Source organism: Pseudomonas sp. W2-17 (assembly GCF_041060445.1).
GTDB lineage: Bacteria > Pseudomonadota > Gammaproteobacteria > Pseudomonadales > Pseudomonadaceae > Aquipseudomonas.
Genome location: NZ_JAUFNS010000006.1, coordinates 18,470 through 44,121, shown reverse-complemented (window position 1 = coordinate 44,121; position 25,652 = coordinate 18,470). Strand labels below are relative to the sequence as shown.

Sequence of the window (25,652 nt, the reverse complement as noted above, 5' to 3'; positions counted from 1 at the left end):
CTTTTTTGTTTATGGGGTGTTTAATTGATTGATCAATCCGCCAAGTGTGTGTGGTTGATAAATCTTTTCGAATCAATGGACTGTTCGTTGTAATAAACCTTATTTAAACATCCTCGTTTAATGCCTGTTCGGATTTGTCGAAAAGAGAACCTTCACGTGTCGGCAGTGGCTGGCTTGTAATTGTTACGGATGCGTCGATAATAGTTTCAACAATTACATGCTCAAGGAACGAGTCGATGCCTGTTGACCTGCCGCCCTCTGCTTTGCCTGATAATCGGCTTGCTGCACCCATCACTATTGGAACTCCCTCATGTATGGATATCAAGCCAACAATAGGGAACAGTGTTGCCGCGCTGATCAGTCGTCGGGTATTGAAGCCATGAGTTCAATGCACGAACAAGCCATGAATTACGTCTATCAGCAAGTGCTGCAACGCCTCTCGGGTTATTTGAATCGCAACGAACGAACCGCACTTCAGTTATTGATCCAGCGTTTGATCGTCGCTGCGGGCGGGATAGACAGGATCGGCGGTTATAAAGTGCTGGTTGCATTCAGCGGCGGGAAGGACAGCGCCTATACCGTGGCCATGTTGCGTGCCGCTCAATTGAGCATCGCCGCACGGGGGCCGGCAACGTTCAGGCTGCGGGTGGCCAATATGCGCCATGCAGGTATTACTTCGGCGGTGATGGGCAACATCGACCGCTGTTATTCGGCGCTGTTTCTGCACGACGACCCGAGGGTCGAGCTATTGGTGATCGATCATCAGTACGTGCAGATTTTCGAGCCCGATTTGCCCTTTTCGACCGCGGGTCGTGAGCAGAATCGCTCCGACGTGCTGCTGGGCGGGCATCTGACGGCTGGCGATGCGCGGACCACCTTCTGCAACAGCTGCTACCTGGGCATGGCGGACTTCATGGTTCGCGCAGCCAACTGGGGGAATGGCGTCAACGCGGTGATCAGCGGCGACTCGCTCAAGGAACAGAAGCAATACGCGACGTGGATCATGCGTCTGGCGCGCCATGGCGGGCAGAAAATCGAGCCCTGGCACACCTTGGGTTTCAGCGGGGCATTAAGCGTCATCGACAGTGTCGGGCGCGCCTATTACGAGGAGCTGTACGGCGAGTCGGCGGAAGCGTCGGGCTGCTGCCGGCCCCCGGTCTACCCGAATAGAACCATTGCCCCTACCTTGCTGACCGCCGCGGACCTCATCGGCTTTCGCACGGAGGAACACTGGGGGCTGCTCACTGATTTTCTGGGCTTTCGCTTTGATGACCTGGCGTTCAGCTTCAGTGAATCGGACTGCGCCAATCCGCTGCTGATGGCCCATCTGCGCGGCCTCAAGGCCGAATTTATTGAAGGGCGTGCCTACAGCGATGGCATCGCCGAGTACCTGGAGCTGGCGGCGGCCATGATGCGCCGCAAACGCATGCCTGCCCGATTGATTGCCCAGGCCATGGCCGCCTACGACAGCCCGGAAAAAATCGACGATCGCCGGCAGCTTGCCGAAGGCTACGGTCAGGAGGCTTTCGGCCTGGGCGAGACCCAATGGGTGTGCCTGCTGTTCTCGCCCTTTGTGGACGCCGGCGCACGGCTCGAGGATTTCCTGCGCCGCTATCACCCCGGCATGCTGGTGGGGCTCAGTGATCTGCACAAGACCCTCGCCGGGCAACTCGTCCCGGACCTGGTGCCGCACTGGCTGGTGGAAGTCAGCGGCCTGAGCCTGAAGGGGCTGCAATCGCTCTACGCCAAGCGCCACGTGGACTTCAACGACGACCGCTCGATCATCGCCCGGGTCCGCGCCAGCGATCCCGACAAGCGTCGGGTGGCGACGGTCGATCCGCACACCGGCGCCCTGACCACGGAACTGATTTCGGGGCGTTGAACCCTGCGAGGCGAACTGACGCGACGTGCTGCGTTGAGCCTCGGGCAGTCGACGCGGCGCTTTCTCAATGACCCTGCGCTTGGCGCACGGATGGGGTGTTCGATGAATAACAACAAGACCGACTTTGCCTATCAGATGGTGTACCGCTACCTGCTGAGGCTGACCAACGAACTGTCCGCCGGACCGGCCGTGCGCTTGCCCTCGTTGAGGCTCCTGGCGCGGCGGCTGCGGGTGTCGATTTCCACGGTGCAGAACGCCTACAGCCTGCTCGAAAAGGAAGGGCGCATCTGCTCCGTGCCCAAGTCCGGTTATTTCGCGCTGCCCAACCCCTACAACGACATGCCGCTGGAAGGCGATGACGTGTTCACGCGTTTTCATGCCAGCGCCCGGCGCCCGGACATGTTCGTCTTCGGCGCCGATGAACCGACGCTGTTGCTGTCGCTTCACGGCGCGTTGTTGAGCGTTGAGCGCGACCTCATGCGTCATTATCCCTGCCAGCCCGACCCGCGATTCCAGCCCTTCGGTGATGTCGAGTTGCGCACGGCGCTGGCCGGCCACTACACCTCGTCCACCGAGCATTGCTGGCACCCGGACAACGTGTTTATCGGGCCGGACAAGACCGGCGTGCTGAAGACGGTGATTGAAGCGCTGCAACTGCGCGACGGCGCCGTGCTGGTGGAGTCGCCGTGCGGCTGGAGCATTCTGCGCACGCTGCAGACGTACGGGATTCGGGTGATTGAAGTCTGCACCGACGCGCAAGGGGCCATCGACGTCGATGAGCTGGGCGCGGTGATCCAGCGGGAAGCGGTGACGATGGCGATTGTGTCGTCGCAGATGGACCCGATTCGCGGGCAATTGATGCCTTGCGCTCAGCGGGCGCGGTTGGCGCAGCTATTGAATCTGCATGGGTTGTGGGTGCTGGAGAACGATACCCATGGGGCCTTGTGTTTCGAGGAGGACCGTTCGCCGTTTCGGGATTTGATTGATCCAGAGCGGCTGTTGGTGGTGGGTGCGTTCGACAAGATGATCGGGCTGGAGGCGCCGTTCGGGTATCTGTTGAGCCGGCATTCGCGAGCGCTGTTGCATCAGCAGTGGGTGTTGCGTTCGTTCCGTTTGCCGCCGGTTCGGCAGAAGGCGATTGCGCGGTTGTATGCGTCGGGGCAGCTTGATCGGCACATGCGGGAGTTGCGTGGCTGTCTTGAGCAGCGGGTCGGCGAGTTGGCAAGCGGGGTGGAGGCGTATCTGGGGGATGAGGTGGCGTTTGTGCGTCCTCGGGGTGGTGCTTCGCTCTGGCTGGAGAGTGTGCATCGGGTGGATACGGCGCGGGTGTTCAATCGCTTGCTGGAGCAGCGGATTGTGGTGGCGCCGGGGGAGTTGTTCAGTGTGCGGGGGTTGCATCAGCAGTGTGTGCGGATCAGCGGGACGGTGGATTGGGATCAGAATATTGAGTCGATGCTGGTGGTTGTTCGCAATGCGTTGGTGCAAGAGCGGCTGGGGTAGGGTTCTTTTCAGATCAAGATCGTTAAGATCACAAGCGTCTGCCTGGGGGCAGACTGTTTCGCCTTCGGCACCTTACTTTTGAAAAGCACCAAAAGTAAGCAAAAGTGCCTGCTCTCGGTTGGGCCCTTCCTTCGTCAGGGTTCCTTCACTCCGGTCCCGCTCCGTGGGCCCGCCGCCATCCGCCATCCATGGCGGGGGGCGGCTCTCGCGGCATCCATGCCGCTCGGCCCACGGAGCGAGACCTGCGTTCAGCCTGCACCCAAGTCGCGATTGGCGGTGTCTGGGCTTTTTGTGCATGAAGATCAAAAGCGCTGCGCAGATCAACAGCTTCCCTGGTAGGACCGGCTTCAGCCGGGAAGAGGCCGGTGTGACCACCACCAATTTCACTGACTACACGCGCTGCTTTTTAGTGGGACCGGCTTTAGCCGGGAAGAGGCCGGTAGGTGCGCTATCAATCTGGATGGTTAAAACCAGCTCCTGACTGCACGTGTAAATCGTCCCCACGTTCTGCGTGGGAATGCATCCCCTGGCGCTCTGCGCCGAAATCCGTCCGCCAATCCATTTCCGTTTGCCTCGACGGCATTGAGCTGTTATCTGTACGTCCGTCCAGTGTTCCGATCGACGGCCAGCCTTTTCAGTGACTTCCATTTCCGCTATTTCCCCCGATACCCGCGCAGCTCCTGTCGAGCCTGTGGCGGTGGCGGCTGTCGATCCGGAAACGGGTTACCGGGTGGCGGTGCGGGAGTTGTGTGAGTTTACGGCGAAGGCGGGGGATCTGGATTTACGGTTTACGCCGTCGCCCACGGCGCAGGAGGGGATTGCCGGGCATCGCACGGTGGCGGTGCGGCGGGGGCCGCAGTATCAGGCTGAGGTGGCGTTGAGCGGGGTGTTTCATGAGCTGAGGATTCGGGGCAGGGCGGATGGCTACGATGCTGCGCTGAACCAGCTTGAGGAGATCAAGACCTATCGCGGCGATCTGAGCAGTCTGCCCGCCAATCATCGGCAGCTGCACTGGGCCCAGGCGAAGGTGTATGGCTGGCTGCTGTGCCAGCAGTTGCAGCTGGCCGAGGTCAATCTGGCGCTGGTGTACTTCAACATCATCAGCGAGCAGGAAACCCTCATTCAGCAGCGTTTCACGGCAGCCGAGTTACAGGGTTTTTTCGAAGCCCAGGCGGGAATCTTTCTGCAGTGGGCGCGGCAGGAACTGGCCCACCGCGATGCCCGAGACCATGAGCTCAGGGCTCTGAAGTTTCCCCATGCCGAGTTCCGCACCGGGCAGCGGGCGTTGGCCGAGTCGGTCTACAAGGCGGTCAGCACCGGGCGCTGTCTGATGGCCCAGGCGCCCACCGGCATTGGCAAAACCATCGGCACGGTGTTTCCGATGCTCAAGGCCGCCCCGACGCGCAAACTGGACAAGGTGTTTTTCCTGACCGCCAAGACCCCGGGGCGCAAGCTGGCGCTGGATGCCCTGAGTGTGATTGGTCGAAGCGCGCCGGAGCTGAGCCTGCGCGTGCTGGAAATGGTCGCGCGGGACAAGGCCTGCGAGTACCCGGACAAGGCGTGCAACGGGGATTCATGCCCGCTCGCCAAAGGTTTTTACGACCGGCTACCGGCGGCGCGCAGCGAGGCGATGATCAAGCCGTGGCTCGATCAGGCCGGCGTGCGTGAGGTCGCGCTGGGCCATCAGGTCTGCCCGTATTACCTGAGCCAGGAATTGGCGCGCTGGTCGGACGTGGTGATCGCCGACTACAACTATTATTTCGACCTCAGCGGCATGCTGTTCGGGCTGTGTCAGTTCAATCAGTGGCGGGTCGCGGTGCTGGTGGACGAGGCGCACAACATGGTCGAGCGGGCGCGGTCGATGTACAGCGCGACCCTCGATCAGCACAGCATGAATCAGGTCCGGCAGAGCGCGCCGGAGCCGGTGAAAAAAGCCTTGCAGCGGCTCAACCGCGACTGGAATGCCCTGCACAAGGAGCAAGTCGCGCCGTATCAGGCCTACGCTGCAACGCCGGGCAAATTTCTGAACAGCCTCAGCCTGTGCATCACGGCGTTTGGCGACTACTTCAACGAGCATCCCCACGCGGCCAATGGCGAGCTGCAGAGCTTCTATTTCGAGGCGATCCAGTTCGGTCGCATTGCCGAGCTGTTCGACGAGCATTTCCTGTTCGATATCAGCAAGCGTGAATTGGGCAGCAAGTCGCTGTCCCGGCTGTGCCTGCGCAATGTCGTGCCCGCGGGTTTTGTGCGTCCGCGCCTGACCGCTGCGATCAGTGCGGTGCTGTTTTCGGCAACCCTCAATCCTCGGCATTTCTATCGCGATTTGCTGGGCCTGCCCGACACCACGGCGTGGGTCGACGTGGAGTCGCCCTTTCAACGCTCGCAACTGGACGTGGAAATCGTCAGCCGCATTTCCACCCGCTACACCCATCGGCAGGCCTCGCTGGCGCCCATCGTCGAGCTGATGGCGCAGCAGTTCGAAGCGCGGCCGGGCAACTATCTGGCGTTTTTCAGCAGCTTCGATTATCTCCAGCAAGTCGCCGAGTTGATGGAGCGCAGCCACCCGGCTGTTCCTGTCTGGAAACAATCCCGGGGCATGGCCGAGGCCGAACGGCAGGCCTTTCTCGACCGCTTTACCCCAGCCAGTCAAGGCATCGGTTTTGCCGTGCTGGGCGGGGCGTTCGGCGAGGGCATCGACTTGCCGGGGGCGCGGTTGATCGGGGCGTTCATCGCGACCCTGGGCCTGGCGCAGATCAACCCGGTCAACGAGCAACTTAAACAGCGCATGAGCCTGTTGTTCGGCGCCGGTTACGACTACACCTATTTGTACCCTGGCATGCAGAAAGTGGTGCAGGCCGCCGGGCGGGTGATTCGGGGTGTGGAGGATCGCGGTGTGGTGGTGCTGATCGACGACCGCTTCGCCGAGCGCAAGATTCAGCAGCTGTTGCCGGCGTGGTGGCAGCTATGATGTGGGTGAGCTAATTGTCTCAAGGCGTTACGGATCGATAGCCGAGCGCCACGGTCCAACTGCCAGTAAACTGCCGCGCTGATGGCATTTCAGGCGAAGTTTCAGGCTGATTCCCGCCTGGTCGGGACCTTTTCTTTTTGTCTTTCCCCTATTTTTTCATCCACGGAGGTTTCGCATGAGTATCAGTCCATTCGCGGGCAAACTGGCGCCTGCAGAATTGCTGGTCGATCTTCCTCGGCTGGTCACGGCCTATTACACCGGCCAGCCCGACGCATCGGTGGCGACCCAGCGTGTTGCCTTCGGTACCTCCGGGCACCGCGGCAGTTCTTTCGAATTAAGCTTCAACGAGTGGCACGTGCTGGCCATCAGTCAGGCGATCTGTCTGTATCGCCAGGCCAATGGCATTGACGGCCCGCTGTTCCTCGGCGCCGACACCCACGCATTGTCGACCCCGGCGGCCGCTTCGGCGCTGGAAGTGCTGGCGGCCAACGGCGTCAACGTGATGATCTCCGAGGGTGACGAATACACCCCGACGCCGGCGATCTCCCACGCCATCATCTGCTACAACCGCGGGCGCACGACCGGTCTGGCCGACGGCATCGTCATCACGCCTTCGCACAACCCGCCGGAAAGCGGTGGCTTCAAGTACAACCCCACCAACGGCGGCCCGGCTGACTCGCACATCACCAAATGGATCGAGAACAAAGCCAACGAATTGCTCGCCGAGCGCATCGTTAACGTCCAGCGCATCACCCACGAAAAAGCCCTGCGCGCCGACACCACCCATCGCCATGACTACATCAACACGTACGTGGCGGATCTGAAAAACGTTATCGACATGGACGCCATTCGCGGCGCGAACCTGCACTTGGGCGTTGACCCGCTGGGCGGGGCGGGCGTGCGTTACTGGTCGGCGATTGGTGAGCACTACGGCCTGAATCTGGAAGTGGTGAACAAGTTCGTCGATCCGACCTTCCGCTTCATGAGCGTGGACTGGGACGGCAAGATCCGCATGGACCCGTCGTCCAGTTTCGCGATGCAGAGCCTGATCGGTCTGAAGGACCGCTTCCAGGTGGCCTTCGCCTGCGACCCGGACCACGACCGCCACGGCATAGTGACGCCGACCGGTGGCCTGTTGGCGCCGAACAATTACCTAGCGGTGTCGATCGATTACCTGTTTCAGAACCGGCCTGACTGGCGCGCCGATGCGGCCGTCGGCAAGACCGTGGTCAGCAGCGGCATGATTGATCGCGTCACCCGGCGTCTGGGCCGCCGCCTTTATGAAGTACCGGTGGGCTTCAAGTTTTTCGCCGAAGGTTTGTACGAGGGTTCGCTGGGCTTTGGCGGCGAGGAGAGTGCCGGTGCGTCGTTCCTGCGTCGCGACGGGACGGTCTGGACGACGGACAAGGATGGTTTGATTCCGGCACTGCTGGCCGCAGAAATCCGCGCGCGCAAAGGTCGTGACCCGAGCGAGATGTACAAGGCGTTGACCGATGAGCTGGGCGAACCGGTGTCGACCCGCGTCGAGGCGAAGGCCAACTTCGAGCAGAAGGCGCTGTTGAGCAAGCTGTCGCCGGAGCAGGTCACGTCCACTGAGCTGGCGGGGGAGAAGATCGAAAGCATCCTGAGCAAGGCGCCGGGCAATGATCAGGCGATTGGCGGTTTGAAGGTCATTACCGAGAACGGCTGGTTCGCTGCGCGGCCGTCGGGGACTGAGGATATCTACAAGATCTATGCCGAGAGCTTCAAGGGCGAGGAGCATCTGAAGCGTCTAGTGGCTGAGGCGCAGGTGCTTGTTGACGGCGCGATAGCGCCTTGAAGGTACGAAGATCAAGAGCGTCTGCCCATAGGCAGACGCCCTTGATCTTAAAGACCTTGATCTTGATCTACCGCTTCTAAGCCACATCCACCAACACAATCTCGCTGTCTTCGAGGGCCGTTACCCGCAACACACGCTCCTCCTCAACCGCCACACCATCACGGGCTTCGGCACGCAGGCCGTTGACCTCGATAACACCCGTTGCAGGCACCAGATACGCCCGGCGGCCTGCATCCAGCACGTACTCAGCCGTCTCACCGGCCTTCAGATTCGCCGCCACCAACCGGGCATTGGCCCGAATCCGCAGTTCGATATCGTCGTCCGCCTTGCCGCTCGCCAAGGTCACAAAACCCTCCCGGTCGCCTTTCGGGAAGGGCTTGGCACCCCACGAAGGCGGAGCACCGACCTCGTCCGGCATGATCCAGATCTGGAAAATCCGCGTTTCCTTCGACTCCAGATTGTATTCACTGTGCGCCACACCCGTGCCGGCACTCATCACCTGCACATCGCCCGCTTCGGTGCGGCCCCGGTTGCCCAGGCTGTCCTCGTGAGTGATGGCGCCCTCACGGACATAGGTAATGATCTCCATGTCGCGGTGCGGGTGACGCGGGAACCCAGTGCCGGCTTCGATCACGTCATCGTTCCACACCCGGAGTTGGCCCCAGTTCATCCGGCTTTCGTCGTAGTAACTGGCGAACGAGAAATGGTGATGGGCGTTCAGCCAGCCGTGGTCTGCGCCGCCAAGGGATTTGAAAGGTCGAAGTTGCAGCATGATCAGTTCCTCCGTAGCAGGGCCGGGCCTGTGGCAGGGCGCCGCTGGTGATGACTTGTCAGTCGATGGAGCAATGATCTATCAGGTAAGTATCGATAAAAAGCGTAAGTTCTCCATCAATGCAATCGGTTAATTCGATACTTACCCCGTTATAGAGCCTAGAAACACGCTGCCCTTTATCGGCTAACTCCCTGACGGCAAAGCATTTCACTGGAGCTGAAACACGAATGCGGCGACCATAGGCGTCCCGTCGAAAACGCTGATACCCGGAGCCCGCGTGCCGCACGATTTTTCCGCCGAGCTACCCAACGAGCCAAACCAACTGCCTCCCGACCTGAATACCCCTGAACGCTTGCCGTTCTTCAAGCGGCTCGTTGCACGCATGATGGGCAGCGGCTTGTCGCGCCTGCAGGCGCAGCACGTGCCGTCATGGCACCAGGGCCACGCCGATGGCTACCTCAACGGCCATGCCGAGGGCATGAACGAGGGTTACGCGGAAGGTCATCTGGATGGCATCGAAGAAGGCCGTCAGGTGCTGGTGATTCGTGACACCCGGCCCCTGGAGCACCGCGGCCCGCGGGTTGACGATCATCTGTTCGACGACTGGCGCCTGCCCCTGACCAACGAGCTGAAAAAGCGCATCAAGGCGGACGTCGCCGAGAAGCTGCCCCCTCACGCACAACCCACCACCGCGCAGTGGAAGATGATTTTCAGCGACACACCCTCGACCTATGTGATTGCCGGCGCCGGGGCGGGCAAGTCGACGTCGCTGGTGTTGCGCGTGCTGCTGCTCAACCACTACCTGGGCTTTGAGCTGGACTCGATGACCGTAGTGACCTTCACCCGCGAATCACGCAAGGATTTCATCAACAAACTCATCGAAATCATGGCGCTGTGGGGCCATGAACTGACCCTGCGTCAGGCCCGCGAGGTGGTGCGCACTTTCCATTCGCGCATCCTGCCGCTGGTGCGCAGCCTGCCGGGGTTCGAACAATTGCAGGCCTTCGAGAACCTCAGCAGCCAGTCCGGGCAGTTGTTCGACGACAGCGCCGACAGCAATCCTTTCGACCTGCGCATCAATGACGCCCAGCGCCAACAGCTGAACCTGTGCTACCGGGATCTGTACGCCGCCAATCCGCGTTTTCGCGAGGTCATGGCGCCCTTGTACCGGCAGTCGCTGCAACTCAAGGAGCTGGACCGCGATCACCCGGACGTGCAGAAGCGCATCACCGTGATGGGCCTTTCCTCCAAGCGCGACGAAGAGCTGTGCGACGTCATCGAAGACCTGTGGATTCGCGCGGGCGCGTGGCCGATTCAGGGCGTCGAGCCGATGCGCCAGACCGTCGAAGTCAGCGGCCTGACCTTCCACGTCCACGGTTATGCGGCCGAGCTGGATGCCTGGATTGTCCTGGGTTTCGACCCGAGCGAAGACCAGCACCTGCGCCGTCCGGACGCCAAGTTGCCAGTGTGGGCCGAGTGGGTGATCAAGCGCACGCTGTTTCAGGCGTTTTGCCGCAAGCCGGTCATCTGGCTGGAAAACTACCAGGCATCGCGGGGCATGATGCAGTCATTGTCTGGCGCGGCCGTGGCGGGTCCGGGTTTCGATTACAAAGTCAAAGGCGAGCTGAGCGCGGCGCCGTTGCTGGACTGTTTTGTTGCCGCTGCCAGCTTCATCGAGAACCTGGGTCTGGACGTGCCGGACGCCGTGACGCAGATGAGCTTTTCCGATCAGGACCCCGACCGGTTTTTCTTCGAAGCGCTGAGCCTGTTCTGGAAGGCCTTCGAGAATCACCTGCTGGACCAGTCACCGCCCGTGATGACCTACAACCGGATGTTTTCGCTGTTCGGTGAAAACTCGCCGGAGAACCTCAAGCTGGTCAGCGACGCAGGCCTGCGTCCGCTGTCGCATCTGATGATCGATGAGTTCCAGGACGTCTCGCCGCAGATCGTCTCGTGGATCCGCGCCAGTCTGCGGGAGATCCGCAGTCGCGGCCCGGCGCTGCATGTGGGCCGCGGTGCCCAGCGTTCATCGCTGCTGTGCGTCGGCGATGACTGGCAGTCGATCTACGGCTGGCGCGGCAGTTCGCCGAAATTCTTTATGGAATTTCCGAAGGAGTTTTCGTCGCCCGCGACCACTAAGGTCATGCTCAGCGACAACTTCCGCAGCCACCAGCACATCATTGACGCTGCCGAGCACATCGTGCGCGCCGCGCCGGCCATCAGTGGCAAGAAGGCGCGCGCCAGTGGCCCGGAGCAGGAGCTGCTGCCGGTGATCGTGCTGGACCGCGACGATGACCGATTGCTGACCAGCCTGACCGAGCATTACCACGCCGGCGATTCGGTGCTTCTGCTGTACCGCAAAGGCAGCGAACGCAGCCGCTTGCCGGAAGCCTTGCAGCACCTAGCCGATGCCGATTACAGATTGCCGCCCCAGGAACGTCGTCTGAAACAGCTGACTTATCACAGCGCCAAGGGACTACAGGCCAACGCGGTATTTCTGCTGGGAGATTGTCAGCATCTGACGCAGTCCCCGTACAAGAATCAGGTCTATCAGCTGGCGGGGCTGGGGCGGGAAGGGGATCTGGAAGCGTTCGACAACGCGCAGAAAGATGAGGTGTTGCGCCTGGCCTACGTGGCGATTACACGCGCGGTTCGCCATTGCTACTGGTTCATTGACGCTGCGGGCAATGATGATGGGAACATGCCGCGCGCCTCGGCACGGGTTGCAGGGGACAAGGCATTTTTCGACGATCGCCGAGGGGCTGCGGCACTCGGTACTTCACTCGGCGCATCAGTCGAACAGGGGCAGTACGCCCAGGTGGTCAGGCCCGATTGAGGTACAGAGAGCGCCTTGGAATGAAGGTCTCGACCTCCAGTTCAATGGCCTCGATGATGCGCTCCACGTCTGTCGCATTCATCACGGTGGCGCACGGAATGGCGGCGATGGCGATCACGGTCTCGCCGCTGGCCCGGTCAAAAAGACGGGCCACCATACTGCCGGGCGCGTCCATGTTGGCTTCGAAGCCCACCGGATGAAAATGCCAGCGCATCAGCTGGCAGGCGTTCGGAAATGTCACTTTATTCATGGACCCACCTCATTCAATCGAGCACTTCACAAGCTCCGCAGGGTAGGAAAACGGCAGGTCTGTCCAGACTTCGGCAGCGATCGACACGTCGCATGAGGAAGCCTGGCCCGCAGACCACGAGTCAGGTAAAGGTAGCACCCAGTTCTGACAATGTCGGGAAATAAATCCTGCACGATGAGAATTTCATGTTTCGTTGATCTTAGTCATGAATCGCTTATATCCAGGCGCATGGTTTAAACAAGCGCTGAATCGTTATAGCCATCTAAAAGCGCTGTGACCCAGTTAGTTACCGCACATATATGTCTCTCAATGATTAAAGTTTCCGCATGAAAGTTAATGCGCGGCCGATAGCAGGGCGAGCGTCAATAAAAAGACTCGTCGCCGCCCCCGCCTTTAAAGAGCTCATCCATGTCGATAAGAAACATGAATATTGCGCCTCGCGCATTCCTGGGATTCGCGTTCATTGCCTTACTGGTGATTGGTTTGAGCGTGTTCTCGGTCAACCGGATGGCGGTGATTCGCCAGGCCACCCTCGACATGGAGTCCAACCAACTGCCCAGTATTGGCTATTTAAGCGGGATGCTGGAGAACAGTTTGCGGTTACGCATCACTTCCTTCCGCACCTTGGTCAACCGTGAACCGGCCTCCCTGCGTGAAACCGATGCGCGTATTGCCGAGCTGATCGGCAAGTTGCAGAGCGCCAAAAAAGCCTACGCCGCGCTGCCTGCGGAGGGCGAAGAGCTAACGGTGTACAACCAGTTTGAAGCGACACTTGCAACGTTCCTTGATGTTCAATCCAAGGTGCTGGACTTGTCTCGGCAGGACAAGACTGACGACATGCGCGCGATGATCAACACCCGTATGAAAGAGGCCACCGACCTCATGGGTGTTCAGATCAATCAATTGATTGCTATTAACAAAAAAAGCGCCAGTGACGCAGCGGCTATTTCGAGGCAGCAATATGAGAGTGCCAACCAGAGCATCAGTGCAGTTTCAGTGTTCGCCGTTCTGCTGACGATACTGCTGGCGTGGTTGCTCACCCGCAGTATCGTCAGCCCGCTCACCCGCGCGGTGCGCGCGGCAGAGGAAATTGCCTCCGGTGATCTGACCCGGCCCATCGAGGTCGACGGCAAGGACGAAGCGGGGCAGCTGTTGCGTGCCCTGGTAACGATGCAACGCAACCTGCGTCAGACCATTGAGCTGATTTCCGGCTCGTCCACCCAACTGGCGTCGGCGGCTGAAGAGCTGAGCGCGGTGACCGAAGAGTCCTCGCGCGGCTTGCAGCAGCAGAACAACGAGATCGAGCAGGCCGCAACGGCCGTCAACGAGATGACCGCAGCGGTCGAGGAAGTCGCGCGCAACGCGGTGTCGACGTCCGAAGCGTCACAGCAGTCCAACCAGACCGCGCGCCAGGGCCGTGATCGGGTGGTCGAGACCGTGAAGTCGATCCAGGACATGACCCAGCAGCTCCAGGCCACTTCCGGGTTGGTCGAAGGCCTACGGCCCAGGGCCGTGACATCGGCAAGGTGCTGGACGTGATTCGCTCAATCGCCGAACAGACCAACCTGTTGGCACTGAACGCCGCCATCGAAGCCGCCCGTGCGGGGGAGGCCGGTCGCGGGTTTGCCGTGGTCGCCGACGAGGTTCGCGCGCTGGCCCACCGCACCGCAGAATCGACCAAGGAAATCGAACAGATGGTCGCCGGCATCCAGACGCGGACCGGCGAGGCCGTGCATTCGATGTCACGCAACACCGAGAGCACCCGCACCACGCTGAGCTTGGCCAGTTCAGCGGGTGATGCACTGGAGTTGATCACTGAAGCCATTTCGCAGATCAACGAACGCAACCTGGTCATCGCCAGTGCATCGGAAGAACAGGCGCAGGTGTCGAGGGAGGTGGACCGCAATCTGGTCAACATCCGCGACCTCGCCGCGCAGACGGCAGCGGGCGCGAATCAGACCAGCGCAGCCAGCCATGAGCTGTCGCGACTGGCCGTGGATTTGAAAGCGATGGTGGCGCGGTTTGTGATTTAAGCGGTGCGGTCTGTTCGGGGCGCGCAGGCCTGAAGGGCCGGTGCAATCTTGCTCGCGAAGACTTCCGTACATCCGCTAAATCTCTCGCGACTGTACTTCAGTCTTCGTGAGCAAGCTCACTCCCACAAGTCCTTCGCCGGGAGCAAAATCCTCAGTTCACCTCAATCCTGTGGAAGCGAGCTTGCTCGCGAAGGGGCTGGCAAAGCCGCCAGATCTCCAGCGGACGACCCTCCGTCTTCGTGAGCAAGCTCACTCCAACACGTCCCTTGGCGTGCCCGAAATCGTGTGTTCACTTCAATTCTGTGGGAGCGAGCTTACTCGCGAAGGGGCTGGCAGAGCCGCTAAATCTGTAGCGACTGGACCTCCGTCTTCGTGAGCAAGCTCACTCCCACAGGTCCTGCGGCGTGCCCGAAATCGTGTGTTCACCTCAATCCTGTGGGAGCGAGCTTGCTCGCGAAGGGGCTGGCAGAGCCGCTAAATTCTCAGCGGCTGCACCTCCGTCTTCGTGAGCAAGCTCACTCCAACACGTCCCTTGGCGTGCCCGAAATCGTGTGTTCACTTCAATTCTGTGGGAGCGAGCTTGCTCGCGAAGGGGCTGGCAGAGCTGCTAAATCTGTAGCGACTGAACCTCAGTCTTCGTGAGCAAGCTCACTCCCACACGTCCCTTGGCGTGCCCGAAATCTTGAATTCACCTCAATCCTGTGGAAGCGAGCTTGCTCGCGAAGGGGCTGGCAGAGCTGCTAAATCTGTAGCGACTGAACCTCAGTCTTCGTGAGCAAGCTCACTCCCACAGGTCCTGCGGCGTGCCTGAAATCGTGTTTTCACCTCAATCCTGTGGGAGCGAGCTTGCTCGCGAAGGGGCTGGCAGAGCCGCTAAATTCTCAGCGGCTGGACCTCAATCTTCGCAAGCAAGGTGGAGCTCCACCCCGGTCACTCCCACATTTGGTTGCTGTTCAGTCCTTCCAGGCAACGGGGTTGACCAGATCCTTCGGTCGCTTGCCCGCCAGGGCCGCCAGCAGGTTGTCCACGGCACAGCGGGCCATGGCCTCGCGGGTCTCGTGGGTCGCCGAGCCCATGTGCGGGGTCGCCACCACGTTGTCCATCCTCAACAGCGGCGAGTCCGGGTTCACGGGCTCCTGTTCAAATACATCCAGCCCGGCCGCACGAATCTGGCCGTTCTGCAGGGCGGCAATCAGCGCCTGCTCGTCCACCACCTTGCCCCGGGCGATGTTGATGAAGATCGTCTCCGGGCGCATCAGCGCAAACTGCTCGGCACTGATCAGCCCCTCGGTTTCAGCGGTCAGCGGCACGGTCAGGCAGACGAAATCAGCCTCGCGCAACAGGTCTTCCAAGCTGCGATAGCGGGCATCAAACCGCGCTTCCACCGCCGGTTTGGGTGAGTGACTGTGGTAAATCACCGGCATCCCGAAACCGAAATGGCCCCGTTGCGCCACCGCTTCGCCAATCCGGCCCATGCCGATGATGCCCAGCGTCTTGCCATGAACGTCGGAACCAAAATGCTGCGGCCCGATGTTCTGCTTCCACTGGCCGTCGCGGACCATGTTGGCCAGCTCCACCACCCGACGGGCCGTGGCCATGATCAGGGCGAAGCCGGTGTCGGCCGTGGTTTCGGTGAGCACATCCGGCGTGTTGGTCAGCAGAATGCCGCGCCGGGTCAGGTACTCGATGTCGTAGTTATCGACCCCCACCGAGACGCTGGACACCGCTTTCAGCTTTGGCGCCAGGTCCAGCAGTTCGGCGTCCAGCTTCACGCTCGCGCCCAATAAAGCATCGGCGTGGGGCAGGGCGTCGCGCAGGCGGGCCAGGCCATCACTGGATTTCGGATCATCGATCAGCGTGACCTCGGCGTGGGCTTGCAGGCGCTCCATCAAGGGCGCCGATAGTTTTTTGTACAGCACAACATGGTGAGTCATCGAAAGGCTTCCCGATCAGGAGTGGGCAGGCGCAGGACCCACGCCAGGCTTGTCGCTCAGCGGGCGGGCCTTGCTGTCCGGTTTAAGCAGCAGCGTCAGCACCACCGACACCAGCAGCGCGCCGCTCATGAACAGGTACGAAGCGCTCAAGGTGCCGGTGACGCCATTCAGGTAACCGACGAGGTAGGAACCGGCGAACGATCCCAGCGCACCGAGGCTGTTGATCAACGCCATGGCGCCGCCCGCGACGTTGGCCGGGAGGATTTCCGGGACGATCGCGAAGAACGGACCGTAAGGCGCGTACATGCAGGCGCCGGCAATGACCAGCAGCGAGTAGGACCACCAGAAATGCTCGGTGCCCAGCGCGTAGGAGCCGTAGAACGCGACGGCGGCCAGCAGAAGTGGCGGCCAGACGAAGGCTTTGCGCTTCTGGGTTTTGTCAGAGGCCCAGGACACCAGCACCATGCCGATGACCGCCGCCAGATACGGCAGGGCCGAGAGCCAGCCGGCTTCGACCATGTCCATCTGCATGCCTTTCTTGATGATGGTCGGCAGCCACAGCACGAAGCCGTAGACGCCGATGCTCCAGCAGAAATACTGGGCGGCCAGCAGCAGCACGCGTGGGGACCGAAAGGCTTCGGCGTAGTTCTTCACCGGCTTGATGCCGACCTGTTCGGCGTCGAGGCGCGCTTGCAGTTCGGTCTTTTCTTCAGCGGTCAGCCATTTGGCCTGGGCCGGACGTTCGTCCACCAGACGCCACCAGATAAACGCCCAGATCACCGCCGGCAGGCCTTCGACGATGAACATCCAGCGCCAGCTGAAGTGCGCCACCAGATAGCCGGAAACGACCGACATCCACAGCATCGTCACCGGGTTGCCGAGGATCAGCACGGTGTTGGCGCGGGAGCGTTCGGCTTTGGTGAACCAGTAGCAGAGGTACACCAGCATGGCCGGCATCACGGCCGCTTCGACCACCCCGAGCATGAAGCGGATGCCGATCAGCATGTAGGCGTTGGAAACGATGCCGGTGAGGGTGGCCAGGCCGCCCCACAGGATCAGGCTGACGAAGATGAGTTTCTTGACGCTCTTCTTCTGCGCGTAGATGGCGCCGGGCACTTGGAAGAAAAAGTAACCGAGGAAGAACAATGCGCCGAGCAAGGACGACATGCCCGGCGTGATGTGCAGGTCTTCCGCCATCCCCGAGGCGGCAGCGAAGCCATAGTTGGCGCGGTCCAGGTACGCCAGGCTGTAGGTGATGAAGACGATGGGCATGATCAACAGCCAGCGACGTTTGAGGCCGGCGTGTTTCACGGATTCGAGCAGCTTTTCCATTTCAGGCTCCCTGAGCATGTTGTTTTTGTCGCAGCAGGTGATGGAGGTTCGGTGTGTGTGGAAGCGAGGGTTCAGGCGCTCTGTCGTCGGGCGCCGGCCGAGACGTTGGCGGCATCCAGTGCGGCGCGGGTGGGCAGGCCTTCCATGTCGCCACGGCTTTGCACGGCCTGGCTACCGACCCAGTTGCCCCGGGCAGTGGCTTGCTCGAACCCGAGGTTTTCCAGCAGTGCGCTGATCACGCCGACCGCAAAGCCGTCGCCTGCGCCCACCGTGTCGACCACGTTGGCCACCGGCACGCCGGGCAAGAACGCCTCATTGAGCTGGGTGCGGTAATACGCGCCCTTGGCGCCGAGTTTGATGATCACCGCCTCGACGCCCATGTCCAGGTAGAAGCGGGCGATGTCCGCCGGGGTGTCGAAACCGGTTAGCAGTTCACCCTCGGCCAGTCCCGGCATGACCCAGTGGGCGTGGCTGGCAAGGTGATTGACTTCGCGGATCATCGTCGCCTGGCTCGACCACAGCGAAGGCCGCAGGTTGGGGTCGAACGACACGCTGCGTCCGGCCTCGCGCATTTGCGTCATCAGCACGTGGGAAAGCTCCCGGCAGGTGTCGGACAGCGCCGCCGGAATACCGGTGGCGTGCAGGTGCCGGGCCTTGAGCAGCTCGGGAACGATGTCGTTGACCGACAGATGACTGGCCGCCGAGCCGCGACGGAAGTACTCGACCACCGGGTCGGCGCCGTCCAGCTCCAGGGATTTGAACTGAAACCCGGTGGGGTGCGCGGCGTCCACGGTAACGTGAGCGCAGTCGACGCCTTCCTGTTGCAGGCTGTCAGTGACGAAGCGGCCCATTGAATCGTTGCCGACCCGGCTCAGCCACGCCACTTTGAAGCCCAGCCGCGAGAGGCCGATCGCGACATTGCTGTCGGCGCCGGCAATGCGTTTCTCGAAATGGCGAACCTGGGCCAGATCACCTGTCTGCTCGGCCACCAACATGGTCATGGTTTCGCCGAACGAGAGAATATCGATCTCAGACATGGCTCAGCGCCTCCGTTTCTTTGGGGTGGGTCTGCGCTGATTGCCACTGGCCGAGGCGGGCGAGCAGGGCAGCCTGTTCGCGGGTCACCTGCAGCAGATCGTCGCCTTGCAGCGGGTACTCGATGGCGCGGGGCAGGTTCACCGGCATGTGCTGGATGAGCAATTCCCACTGTTGCAGGTCGATTGAAGCAGGCGGCACGGCGATGAGCTTGCCTGATGCGCTCCGGGTGATTGCTTTGCAGTGCAAATATTCGACGTAACGGCCCAACTGCTGGGCTGCGTCGCGGGCGGACTGCTCCTGCCAGCGCCAGTTGCCGATGTCGAAGGTCATGCCGATGGGCATTTGCAGCGCGGTGATCTGCGCGAAGAACTGCACGAAGGGCTCGATGCGGCCACCCTGTTCGGTCTGATCGTTCTCCACCAGCAAGTGAACGTCGTAGGGCGCCAGGCGAACGGCCAGCGCGGTGACGTCGCAGTGCTCGCCAAAATGGCCCAGCGACACCTTGAGCCAGAACGCACCGCACGCGCTCGCGCGCTCCAGGGTCGGTCTCAATTCAGGATTCGGTTGCGTGTCGCCTTCGAGCCACAACTCAAGGGGCGCTGAGTACAGGCACTCCAGGCCTTGAGCCTGAATGGCGCGGGCGAGGGCAGGGAGGTCTTCGTCATCGACGCTGGGGCTGAACAGCTCTTCGCGCAGCTCGATGCGCTTGACGCCGGCATCCACGAGCAGGGTGATGAAACTGGCCTGGCCTTGGGCACGTACACGATCGGCACCGAAGGCGCCCAGGCTGATGGCAACGGATGGTAGGGTCATTATTGTTGTCCTCTGAAACCGGTTACATTTTTGTTCGAACGAGCGAACCGGGTAAAAGTTCGCGTCGGCGTGCAGGGTCTGACCTGCGGTATCTGCGTTGTTGGGCGTCAGGGCTGTCGTCGGGTCGAGCCCCGCGCGATCAACTGCGCGGGGAAGTCGTACAAACGCACCGGCTCCTGATCGCCACGCAGTCGATTGAGCAGGCACTCGAAGGCGGTGATGCCCATCTCATGGGTGGGTTGGGCCAGCGACGTGATGCCGCTGCCAACCAGCGGGTACCAGTCCAACTCGTCAAGGGCGATCAGGCCGATGTCGTTGAACAAGTGACAGCCCAGCTCATGGAGTTGGCGGGTGGTGATCAGGGTAGCGACGCCGTTGGCGGTGAACAGCGCTTTGGGGCCGGGGCCTTGTTGCGCGAGGAAGTGGCGCAACCGATCGCGCAATGATTCGCCGGTTTCGCAGACCTGCCCATGCATGTCGGTTCGCTCGGCGATCTGTTTCTTGAAGGCGTCCATCCGCTCGATCCGCGAACTGGTGCCGTCCTGGGGTTCAGTGACCATGAGCACGTCGCGAAAGCCTGCGTCATGCAGATGGTCCAGCGCCTGCCGGACTGCCGTGACGTTGTCGAGCCCGACGAGATCGCTGTGCAGTTCATCGACCTTGCGGTCCACCAGCACCATCGGCAGTTCGCGGTGCAGTTCGCGCAGTTCGTCGAGGTGATGGCCGAGGGTGTTCACGATCAGGCCTTCGATGTTGTACGAGCGCAGGGCCGCGAGGTGCAGGCGTTCCTGTTCGTCGTCGCGGTCGGTGTTGCAGACGACGAGGCTGTAGCCGTGTTTGCGGCAGGCGGTTTCGACGCCGTGCATGACGGCGATGGAGTAGGGGTTGCGGATGTCGGCGACGAGCATGCCGATCAGGCGGGTGCGGCCGCGTTTGAGGCCGCGGGCCATTTGGTTGGGGCGATAGCCGAGGGTGTCGATGGCCTGTTCGATGCGTTTGGCGATGGCATCAGACAGCAGTTGCCGGTCATCGCCGATGAAGCGCGAGACGCTGGCCTTGGAGACGCCGGCGAGGTCGGCGACGTCGTTCATGGTGACGCGTGTGCGCGTCGGGGTGGAAATGCTGTTCACGGCCTGGACCTTATTGGATTTATCAGCAGGCTTATGGGGAGAGCGGTTGGGCTCTGAAACCGGTTTCAGGAAACACCAGATCTTTGTGGGCGTCAATACGCCGTGAAGGGCATCTGCCTAACGGCAGATATTTCGCCTTCGGCGAGTTACTTGGAAAAGTCGAAAGTCGCACCATCCCCAAGTAACCAAGGGTGCTTGCTCCTGGTTTGGCCCTTCGTTCCTCAGGGTTCCTTCACTCCGGTCTCGCTCCGTGGGCCCGCGCCGAACGGACATCCATGTCCTGACGGCGCTCTCGCCGCATCCATGCGGCTCGGCCCACTCCGCGAAACCTTCGTTCAGCCTGCACCCAAGTCGCGATGGGTGTCGTCTGGGCTTTTTGCGTATGAAGATCAAAAGCAGATCAGAGGCGAAGCAAAGCAGATCAAAGGCTTCGCGGCTGAAGCCGGTCTACAAGTCGGCGCCCATCCCGCTGGATGCATGCGATTTCTTGGTAGGACCGGCTTTAGCCGGGAAGAGGCCAGCTCAGGCGCCGACATTTTTGCTGATAGCACGCCCTCCCTGTGGGAGCGAGCTTGCTCGCGAATGCTTTATCTCAAACACCAGATATCCGTTGAATGTACCGACCCCTTCGTGAGCAAGCTCACTCCCACAAGTCCTTGGCGCATGACCCGCCGTTGATCTGCTTTTGATCTTCGTACACAAAAGGTCCGGTCACCGCGAAACGCGACTTTGGTGCAGGCTGAACGGAGGTTTCGCGGAGTGGGCCGAGCCGCATGGATGCGGCGAGAGCTGCCCCCCGCCATGGATGGCGGATGGCAGCGGGCCCACGGAGCGAGACCGCAGTGAAGGTACCCTGACGAAGGAAGGGCCCAACCGAGAGCAGGCACTTTTGGTTACTTTTAGTGCTTTTTAAAAGTAACTCGCCGAAGGCGAAACCCGAGGCCGTTAGGCCGACGCCCTTGATCTTGATCTTAGCCCTTAAAAGCATCCCGCCAGGCCAGGAACCGCCGTTCCAGCATCGCCAACACCCCATCGGTCAACTTGCCCAACACCGCCAGCACAATGATCGCCGCCAGCATAATATCGGGCCTCGACGTCTCGCGCCCGTCACTGAGCAAATAACCCAACCCCTTCGTCGCAGCGATCAACTCCGCCGCCACCAGAAACATCCACGCCAGACTCAGCCCCGAGCGCAACCCGGTAAACAGACCGGGCAGGGCGGCGGGCAAAAACACATGCACAATCATCTGCCGTTGACTGAAACGAAATATCTGCCCGACCTCCACCAGCTTGCGGTCGATGTTGCGAATCGCCGCCACGCCGTTCAGGTACACCGGGAAAAACGCGCCGATGGCAATCAGGACAATCTTGGAAGTCTCGCCAATCCCCAGCCACAACAGCAACAGCGGCACCCAGGCCAGGCTCGGAATCGAACGCAGCCCCGCGAACGTCGGCTCCAGATACGCTTCCGCCTCGCGACTGAGCCCGACCCACGCCGCGAACACCAGCGCCAGACCCGCACCGATCACGAACCCCGACAGCACCCGCGTCAAACTGGCGCCGATGTGTTTCCACAGCGCGCCGTCCGCCAGATCCGTCAGCGTCGTAGCGATCTCGCTGGGCGCCGGCATCTGGTAGGACTGCACCCAGCCCACGCGGACGGCAATTTCCAGCAACAGCAAAATGGCCACCGGCACGGCAAGCCCCTTCAAACGGGTTCGCCCATTCCCACGTGCACGCCGCACAACCGGTTGCGCGTCCAACGCCTCGTCCTTTAACACCTGAGCCCCGGGGCTGACGCTGCTTCCGATACTGCCGCCACTGACTTCGCTGCCCCGCGCGTTGCTCATGGCTTGGCGACGACCGTGTTGCCGAAGCTCGGGTCGATCAACTGATCAATGACCTGGTCGACGTTCGTCCCTTTGCGCACCAGCGCTTCGGAAACCAGAATCAGCGCGGCGGCCTTCGACGCGGAGACGTCCTTGTCGGTCAGCCGCGGGCTGCCGAGGTCAGTGCGGGTCAGCTGCAACTTGGCGACATCCAGCGGCAGGCCTGACTCGTTGGCGAGCAATTGCGCCAGCTCGTCCGGATTTTTCAGCGACCATTCCCGGGCTTTTTCGTACGCGCCAAGGACGGTTTTGATGGCTTCAGGGTGTTCCTTCGCATAACGCTCGGTCACGCTGACCACGCCGAAGCTGTTGAAGTCCTTGTTGCGATACAACAAGCGCGAGCCGGCCTGTATTTCGCTCGCGGCCATGTGCGGATCGAGCCCGGCCCAGGCGTCGACGTCGCCTTTTTCCAGCGCAATACGGCCGTCCGGGTGTTGCAGGTGCAAGAGTTCGACGTCGTCCTTGGTCAGCTTCGCCTGCTGCAAGGCGCGCAGGGTAAACAGGTAAGGGTCGGTGCCTTTGGTGGCGGCGATTTTCTTGCCCTTGAGGTCGGCAACGCTGTGCAGGGTCGAGTCCTTGCGCACCACCAGCGCGGTCCACTCGGCGCGGCTGTAGACATAAACCGATTTGATCGGACTGCCGTTGGCCCGTGCCAGCACCGCCGAGAGACTGGCGGAGGAGGCGAAGTCGACGCCGCCGCTGTTGAGGTATTCCAGCGAGCGGTTGCTGCCCTGGCTGAACACCCAGCTGACTTTGCTTTGGGGCAGCGCTTTTTCCAGCCAGCCGAAGTGCTTGAGCACCAGACTGACCGGCGAGTAGTAAGCGTAATCCAGGTGCACCTCGGCCGGTGGCGCTTCGGCAGCCTGGGCCAGCGGCTGTAACGTCAGTGCGAGAGCGCCGGCGAGTAGTTTAAAGGACGTCGGCAGACGGGAAAGTGCGGTCATGGGTGAGTGTCCAATCAAGGGGCGGAAGCTGCGCACGGCTGCTTATGACGAAATCAGCAGTCAGAGCGAATCGATCTGCTTGATTGGAATATTGCAGGCTTTGTGCCATTGGCGAGGCGCCGCCCATGTCCCGTGTTTGCGGGGCCAGGCAAGTGAGAAAGTGCTACGGATGCAACAGTCTGCTGATCGACTGTTGCTGGGCAAACAGCGGCAACTTCCGCCGTCCAAAGACTCAGCACTCTGCGCAGCGGTGCGGGTTGTCAGCCGACGCGCAGAACCGCATGCTGGTGCTCCACCGTTGCAACAGGGCCTCTCCGAGCATGTCTGCCGTCACTGCCCGTTCCGCCGATTCCGCATCGCGCCGTTCTGCGATCATTCTCGGTTTGTGCCTGCCCAGCGACGTGCTTCTGTATCTGTTGCTGCCGATGAACGCCGGGGCCTTCGGCATCAGTCTCGCCCAGGCGGGGATCCTGCTGGCGGCCAACCGGCTGGTCCGGATTTTCGGCTACAGCTATGTCGTACGTTTCTACGCGGCGCGGGGCGACCGCGCGTCCTTGACGCTGGCGGCCCTGGCGTCGGCGGTCTGTGCGTTTGGCAATAGCTTCATCAGCGGTTTCTGGTGGTTGCTGATCCTGCGACTGGGCTGGGGCCTGAGTTACGCGGCGCTGAACCTGTCGACCCAGGCATTGGCTACCTCGGAGCCGGGCGGAGCGGCACGTCGGGCCGGACGATCCCGCGCGATTATCGCCATCGGCCCTATGCTGGCGCTGCCCATCGGCGCGCTGATCAGCCTGCATTACGGTCCGCGGCTTATCTTTTTCATCCTCGCGCTGTGTTCCCTTGGAGCGGTGTGGTTTGCGCGGGGACTGCCCGCTGCGCCGCATTCTCTGTCCAGTGCGACCGGGCGCCGCTTCAAGCGGCCGGACAGTGTGGCGCTGTGGTCGTTCGTCGAAGGCGTGGCGCTGGACGGGCTGTTCATCTTCGGGTTGTCGCTTCAGGCGCAGACGGTGCTCGGCGGCAATGCGGTCTTTATCGCCGGCGTGTTGCTGGCCCTGCGCTACGCCTCGGAGATGCTTCTCAGCCCGTTGGGCGGGCGCGCGGCTGACAGCTTCGGCGCTGTGTGCATGCTGGTGGTGCTTTCCGCCGCGACCGCACTGGCGTTGACGGCATTCGGCTTTCACTGGCTGATCGTCGGCGCCGGCGCGATTCTGATCCTGCGGGCGTTGCAATTGCCATTGGTGACGACCCTGGTTGCCGAACGCAATCCGGGGCCGGGCAGGGTTCAGGCGCTGGCGGGCAATGCGGTGTGGCGCGACGTCGGTGCAGGCGTCGGGCCGCTGCTCGCCGGGGTGCTGCTGCCGTGGGCGTCTCCTGCATGGATCTACACCACAGCGGGTGTCGCCGTGCTGCTCAGCGCGGTGGTCTGCAGTCGATACAAACCGGTGCCCCAAAACAAGACTCTCTGACCGTTCAGCGATTAATTCGGCAAATCAGGTGCTTGCGTGCAACCTCTTGAGCGTTTTCTGATCTGATGCGCATTCGTTATACGGAAATATTTGCTCGCCATACTGCACCGAGCCGCACGCTGACAAGGACGTTGCATCGGGCATCACGCCCATCACGAACCATCAGAACTCCATGCCGATATGAGCCTTTCAACACCTCCTCTGTGGTCCCGCGCGATGCAGCGCATGGCCTATTTTCTGTTTCCGACCCTCCTGATCGCTTCCGCCATTTTCTGGTTCGCCGCCGGTAAGGGTGTTCATGCCGAGGCCAAGAACGGCACCCAGACCCTGGTGTTCCTGCGCCACGCCGAGAAGCCCGAAACCGGACTGGGTCAGCTGAACTGTCAGGGCCTCAATCGGGCCATCGACCTGTCCACGGTGCTGCCGAATACCTTCGGCAAAGCCGACTTCATCTTCGCGGCCAACCCGAGCCGTCATGTGGAAGAGGGCGAGCACGATCATTCCTACAGCTACCTTCGCCCACTGATGACCGTTGGCCCTAGCGCGATCAAGCTGGGTTTGCCGGTCAATATCGACTTCGCCGCCAACGACACCGGTGATCTGGCCGATGAGCTGATGCGCGACAAATACCACGACGCCACCATCTACACCGCCTGGTCCCACGGCTACTTGCCGGAGCTGATCAACAAGGTCGCCGAAGAAGCGTCTGGCGAGAAGGTCAAACTGGTCAACGACTGGGTCGCCGAGGACTTCGATTCCGTGCTGGTGCTGACCCTCAAATGGAACGACGGCAAAGCCACGCTGCAGTATGAAAACTACAAGCAGAACCTTGACGGCGGTGATGTGGGCTGCCCGAGCTGATGGGAATGCCCGCGATTTATGAGTGGGACCGGCTTCAGCCGGCAAGCGGCCAGTGTGATCACCCTCAATCCTGCGGTGTGACGACTGACGCTTTCCCGGCTAAAGCCAGTCCTACAGTTAGAACGCGATCCCCTGTGGGACCGGCTTTAGCCGGGAAGAGGCCAGTGTGATCACCCTCACTATGC

17 protein-coding genes and 1 pseudogene are annotated in these 25,652 nt (G+C 61.4%); 8 read left to right on the top strand and 10 right to left on the bottom strand.

What is annotated here, in order from left to right; all coding sequences use genetic code 11:
- Nucleotides 1-103: 103 nt before the first annotated feature.
- Nucleotides 104-292, bottom strand: a complete 189-nt coding sequence (locus tag QWI20_RS09160; protein ID WP_369305190.1) for a hypothetical protein — start codon at nt 290-292, stop codon at nt 104-106.
- A gap of 87 nt (nt 293-379) precedes the next feature.
- Here QWI20_RS09160 and QWI20_RS09155 point away from each other — a divergent pair, with 87 nt between their 5' ends.
- The 4 genes from QWI20_RS09155 to pgm all read left to right on the top strand — a co-directional run bounded on the left by QWI20_RS09155 (nt 380) and on the right by pgm (nt 8,169).
- Nucleotides 380-1,882, top strand: a complete 1,503-nt coding sequence (locus tag QWI20_RS09155; protein WP_369305189.1) for a hypothetical protein — start codon at nt 380-382, stop codon at nt 1,880-1,882.
- A 102-nt stretch (nt 1,883-1,984) separates the two neighbouring features.
- Entirely contained in the window at nt 1,985-3,382 is a 1,398-nt protein-coding gene (locus tag QWI20_RS09150; RefSeq protein WP_369305188.1) for a PLP-dependent aminotransferase family protein, read from the top strand.
- A gap of 730 nt (nt 3,383-4,112) precedes the next feature.
- Nucleotides 4,113-6,350, top strand: a complete 2,238-nt coding sequence (locus QWI20_RS09145; protein WP_369305406.1) for an ATP-dependent DNA helicase — start codon at nt 4,113-4,115, stop codon at nt 6,348-6,350.
- 175 nt (nt 6,351-6,525) lie between these two features.
- The gene (gene pgm, locus QWI20_RS09140) at nt 6,526-8,169 is read left to right on the top strand and encodes a phosphoglucomutase (alpha-D-glucose-1,6-bisphosphate-dependent) (protein WP_369305187.1); all 1,644 of its coding nucleotides are present in this window, start codon (nt 6,526-6,528) and stop codon (nt 8,167-8,169) included.
- A 76-nt stretch (nt 8,170-8,245) separates the two neighbouring features.
- On the opposite strand, the gene QWI20_RS09135 is transcribed toward pgm, so the two are convergent.
- Nucleotides 8,246-8,941, bottom strand: a complete 696-nt coding sequence (locus QWI20_RS09135; protein ID WP_369305186.1) for a pirin family protein — start codon at nt 8,939-8,941, stop codon at nt 8,246-8,248.
- A 277-nt stretch (nt 8,942-9,218) separates the two neighbouring features.
- On the opposite strand from QWI20_RS09135, the gene QWI20_RS09130 reads away from it, so the two are divergent.
- Nucleotides 9,219-11,777: a UvrD-helicase domain-containing protein gene (locus QWI20_RS09130; protein WP_369305185.1), complete on the top strand. Its 2,559-nt coding sequence runs from the start codon at nt 9,219-9,221 to the stop codon at nt 11,775-11,777.
- Here QWI20_RS09130 and QWI20_RS09125 read toward each other — a convergent pair.
- On the bottom strand, nt 11,764-12,027 hold the full coding sequence (locus QWI20_RS09125; protein ID WP_197983975.1) for a DUF1652 domain-containing protein: 264 nt from the start codon (nt 12,025-12,027) through the stop codon (nt 11,764-11,766). The two genes, QWI20_RS09130 and QWI20_RS09125, sit on opposite strands and share 14 nt — an antisense overlap.
- A gap of 408 nt (nt 12,028-12,435) precedes the next feature.
- On the opposite strand from QWI20_RS09125, the pseudogene QWI20_RS09120 reads away from it, so the two are divergent.
- Nucleotides 12,436-14,060, top strand: a pseudogene (locus QWI20_RS09120) (methyl-accepting chemotaxis protein).
- Between the two features lie 953 nt (nt 14,061-15,013).
- On the opposite strand, the gene QWI20_RS09115 reads toward QWI20_RS09120, so the two are convergent.
- The 7 genes from QWI20_RS09115 to QWI20_RS09085 all read right to left on the bottom strand — a co-directional run bounded on the left by QWI20_RS09115 (nt 15,014) and on the right by QWI20_RS09085 (nt 23,140).
- A complete protein-coding gene (locus QWI20_RS09115; RefSeq protein ID WP_369305184.1) occupies nt 15,014-15,994 on the bottom strand; it encodes a 2-hydroxyacid dehydrogenase in 981 nt (326 codons plus the stop codon).
- Between the two features lie 15 nt (nt 15,995-16,009).
- Nucleotides 16,010-17,326, bottom strand: a complete 1,317-nt coding sequence (locus QWI20_RS09110) for an MFS transporter (protein ID WP_192173651.1) — start codon at nt 17,324-17,326, stop codon at nt 16,010-16,012.
- A gap of 71 nt (nt 17,327-17,397) precedes the next feature.
- Nucleotides 17,398-18,363 (bottom strand): sugar kinase, encoded by a 966-nt coding sequence (locus QWI20_RS09105; protein ID WP_369305183.1) that lies wholly within the window; start codon nt 18,361-18,363, stop codon nt 17,398-17,400.
- Nucleotides 18,356-19,177, bottom strand: coding sequence for a sugar phosphate isomerase/epimerase family protein (locus tag QWI20_RS09100; protein WP_369305182.1), 822 nt, complete (start codon nt 19,175-19,177; stop codon nt 18,356-18,358). The genes QWI20_RS09105 and QWI20_RS09100 overlap by 8 nt, the downstream gene beginning before the upstream one ends.
- A 107-nt stretch (nt 19,178-19,284) precedes the next feature.
- Nucleotides 19,285-20,268 carry a LacI family DNA-binding transcriptional regulator gene (locus tag QWI20_RS09095; RefSeq protein ID WP_369305405.1) on the bottom strand — a complete coding sequence of 328 codons (984 nt, stop codon included), beginning with the start codon at nt 20,266-20,268 and terminating at the stop codon, nt 19,285-19,287.
- Nucleotides 20,269-21,278: 1,010 nt separating this feature from the next.
- Nucleotides 21,279-22,070 (bottom strand): ABC transporter permease, encoded by a 792-nt coding sequence (locus QWI20_RS09090; protein ID WP_369305404.1) that lies wholly within the window; start codon nt 22,068-22,070, stop codon nt 21,279-21,281.
- Nucleotides 22,071-22,153: 83 nt separating this feature from the next.
- A complete protein-coding gene (locus tag QWI20_RS09085; protein WP_369305181.1) occupies nt 22,154-23,140 on the bottom strand; it encodes an aliphatic sulfonate ABC transporter substrate-binding protein in 987 nt (328 codons plus the stop codon).
- A 320-nt stretch (nt 23,141-23,460) separates the two neighbouring features.
- On the opposite strand from QWI20_RS09085, the gene QWI20_RS09080 reads away from it, so the two are divergent.
- Nucleotides 23,461-24,606, top strand: a complete 1,146-nt coding sequence (locus tag QWI20_RS09080) for an MFS transporter (protein WP_369305180.1) — start codon at nt 23,461-23,463, stop codon at nt 24,604-24,606.
- Between the two features lie 180 nt (nt 24,607-24,786).
- Nucleotides 24,787-25,467 carry a hypothetical protein gene (locus QWI20_RS09075; protein ID WP_369305179.1) on the top strand — a complete coding sequence of 227 codons (681 nt, stop codon included), beginning with the start codon at nt 24,787-24,789 and terminating at the stop codon, nt 25,465-25,467.
- The last annotated feature ends 185 nt before the right edge of the window (nt 25,468-25,652 follow it).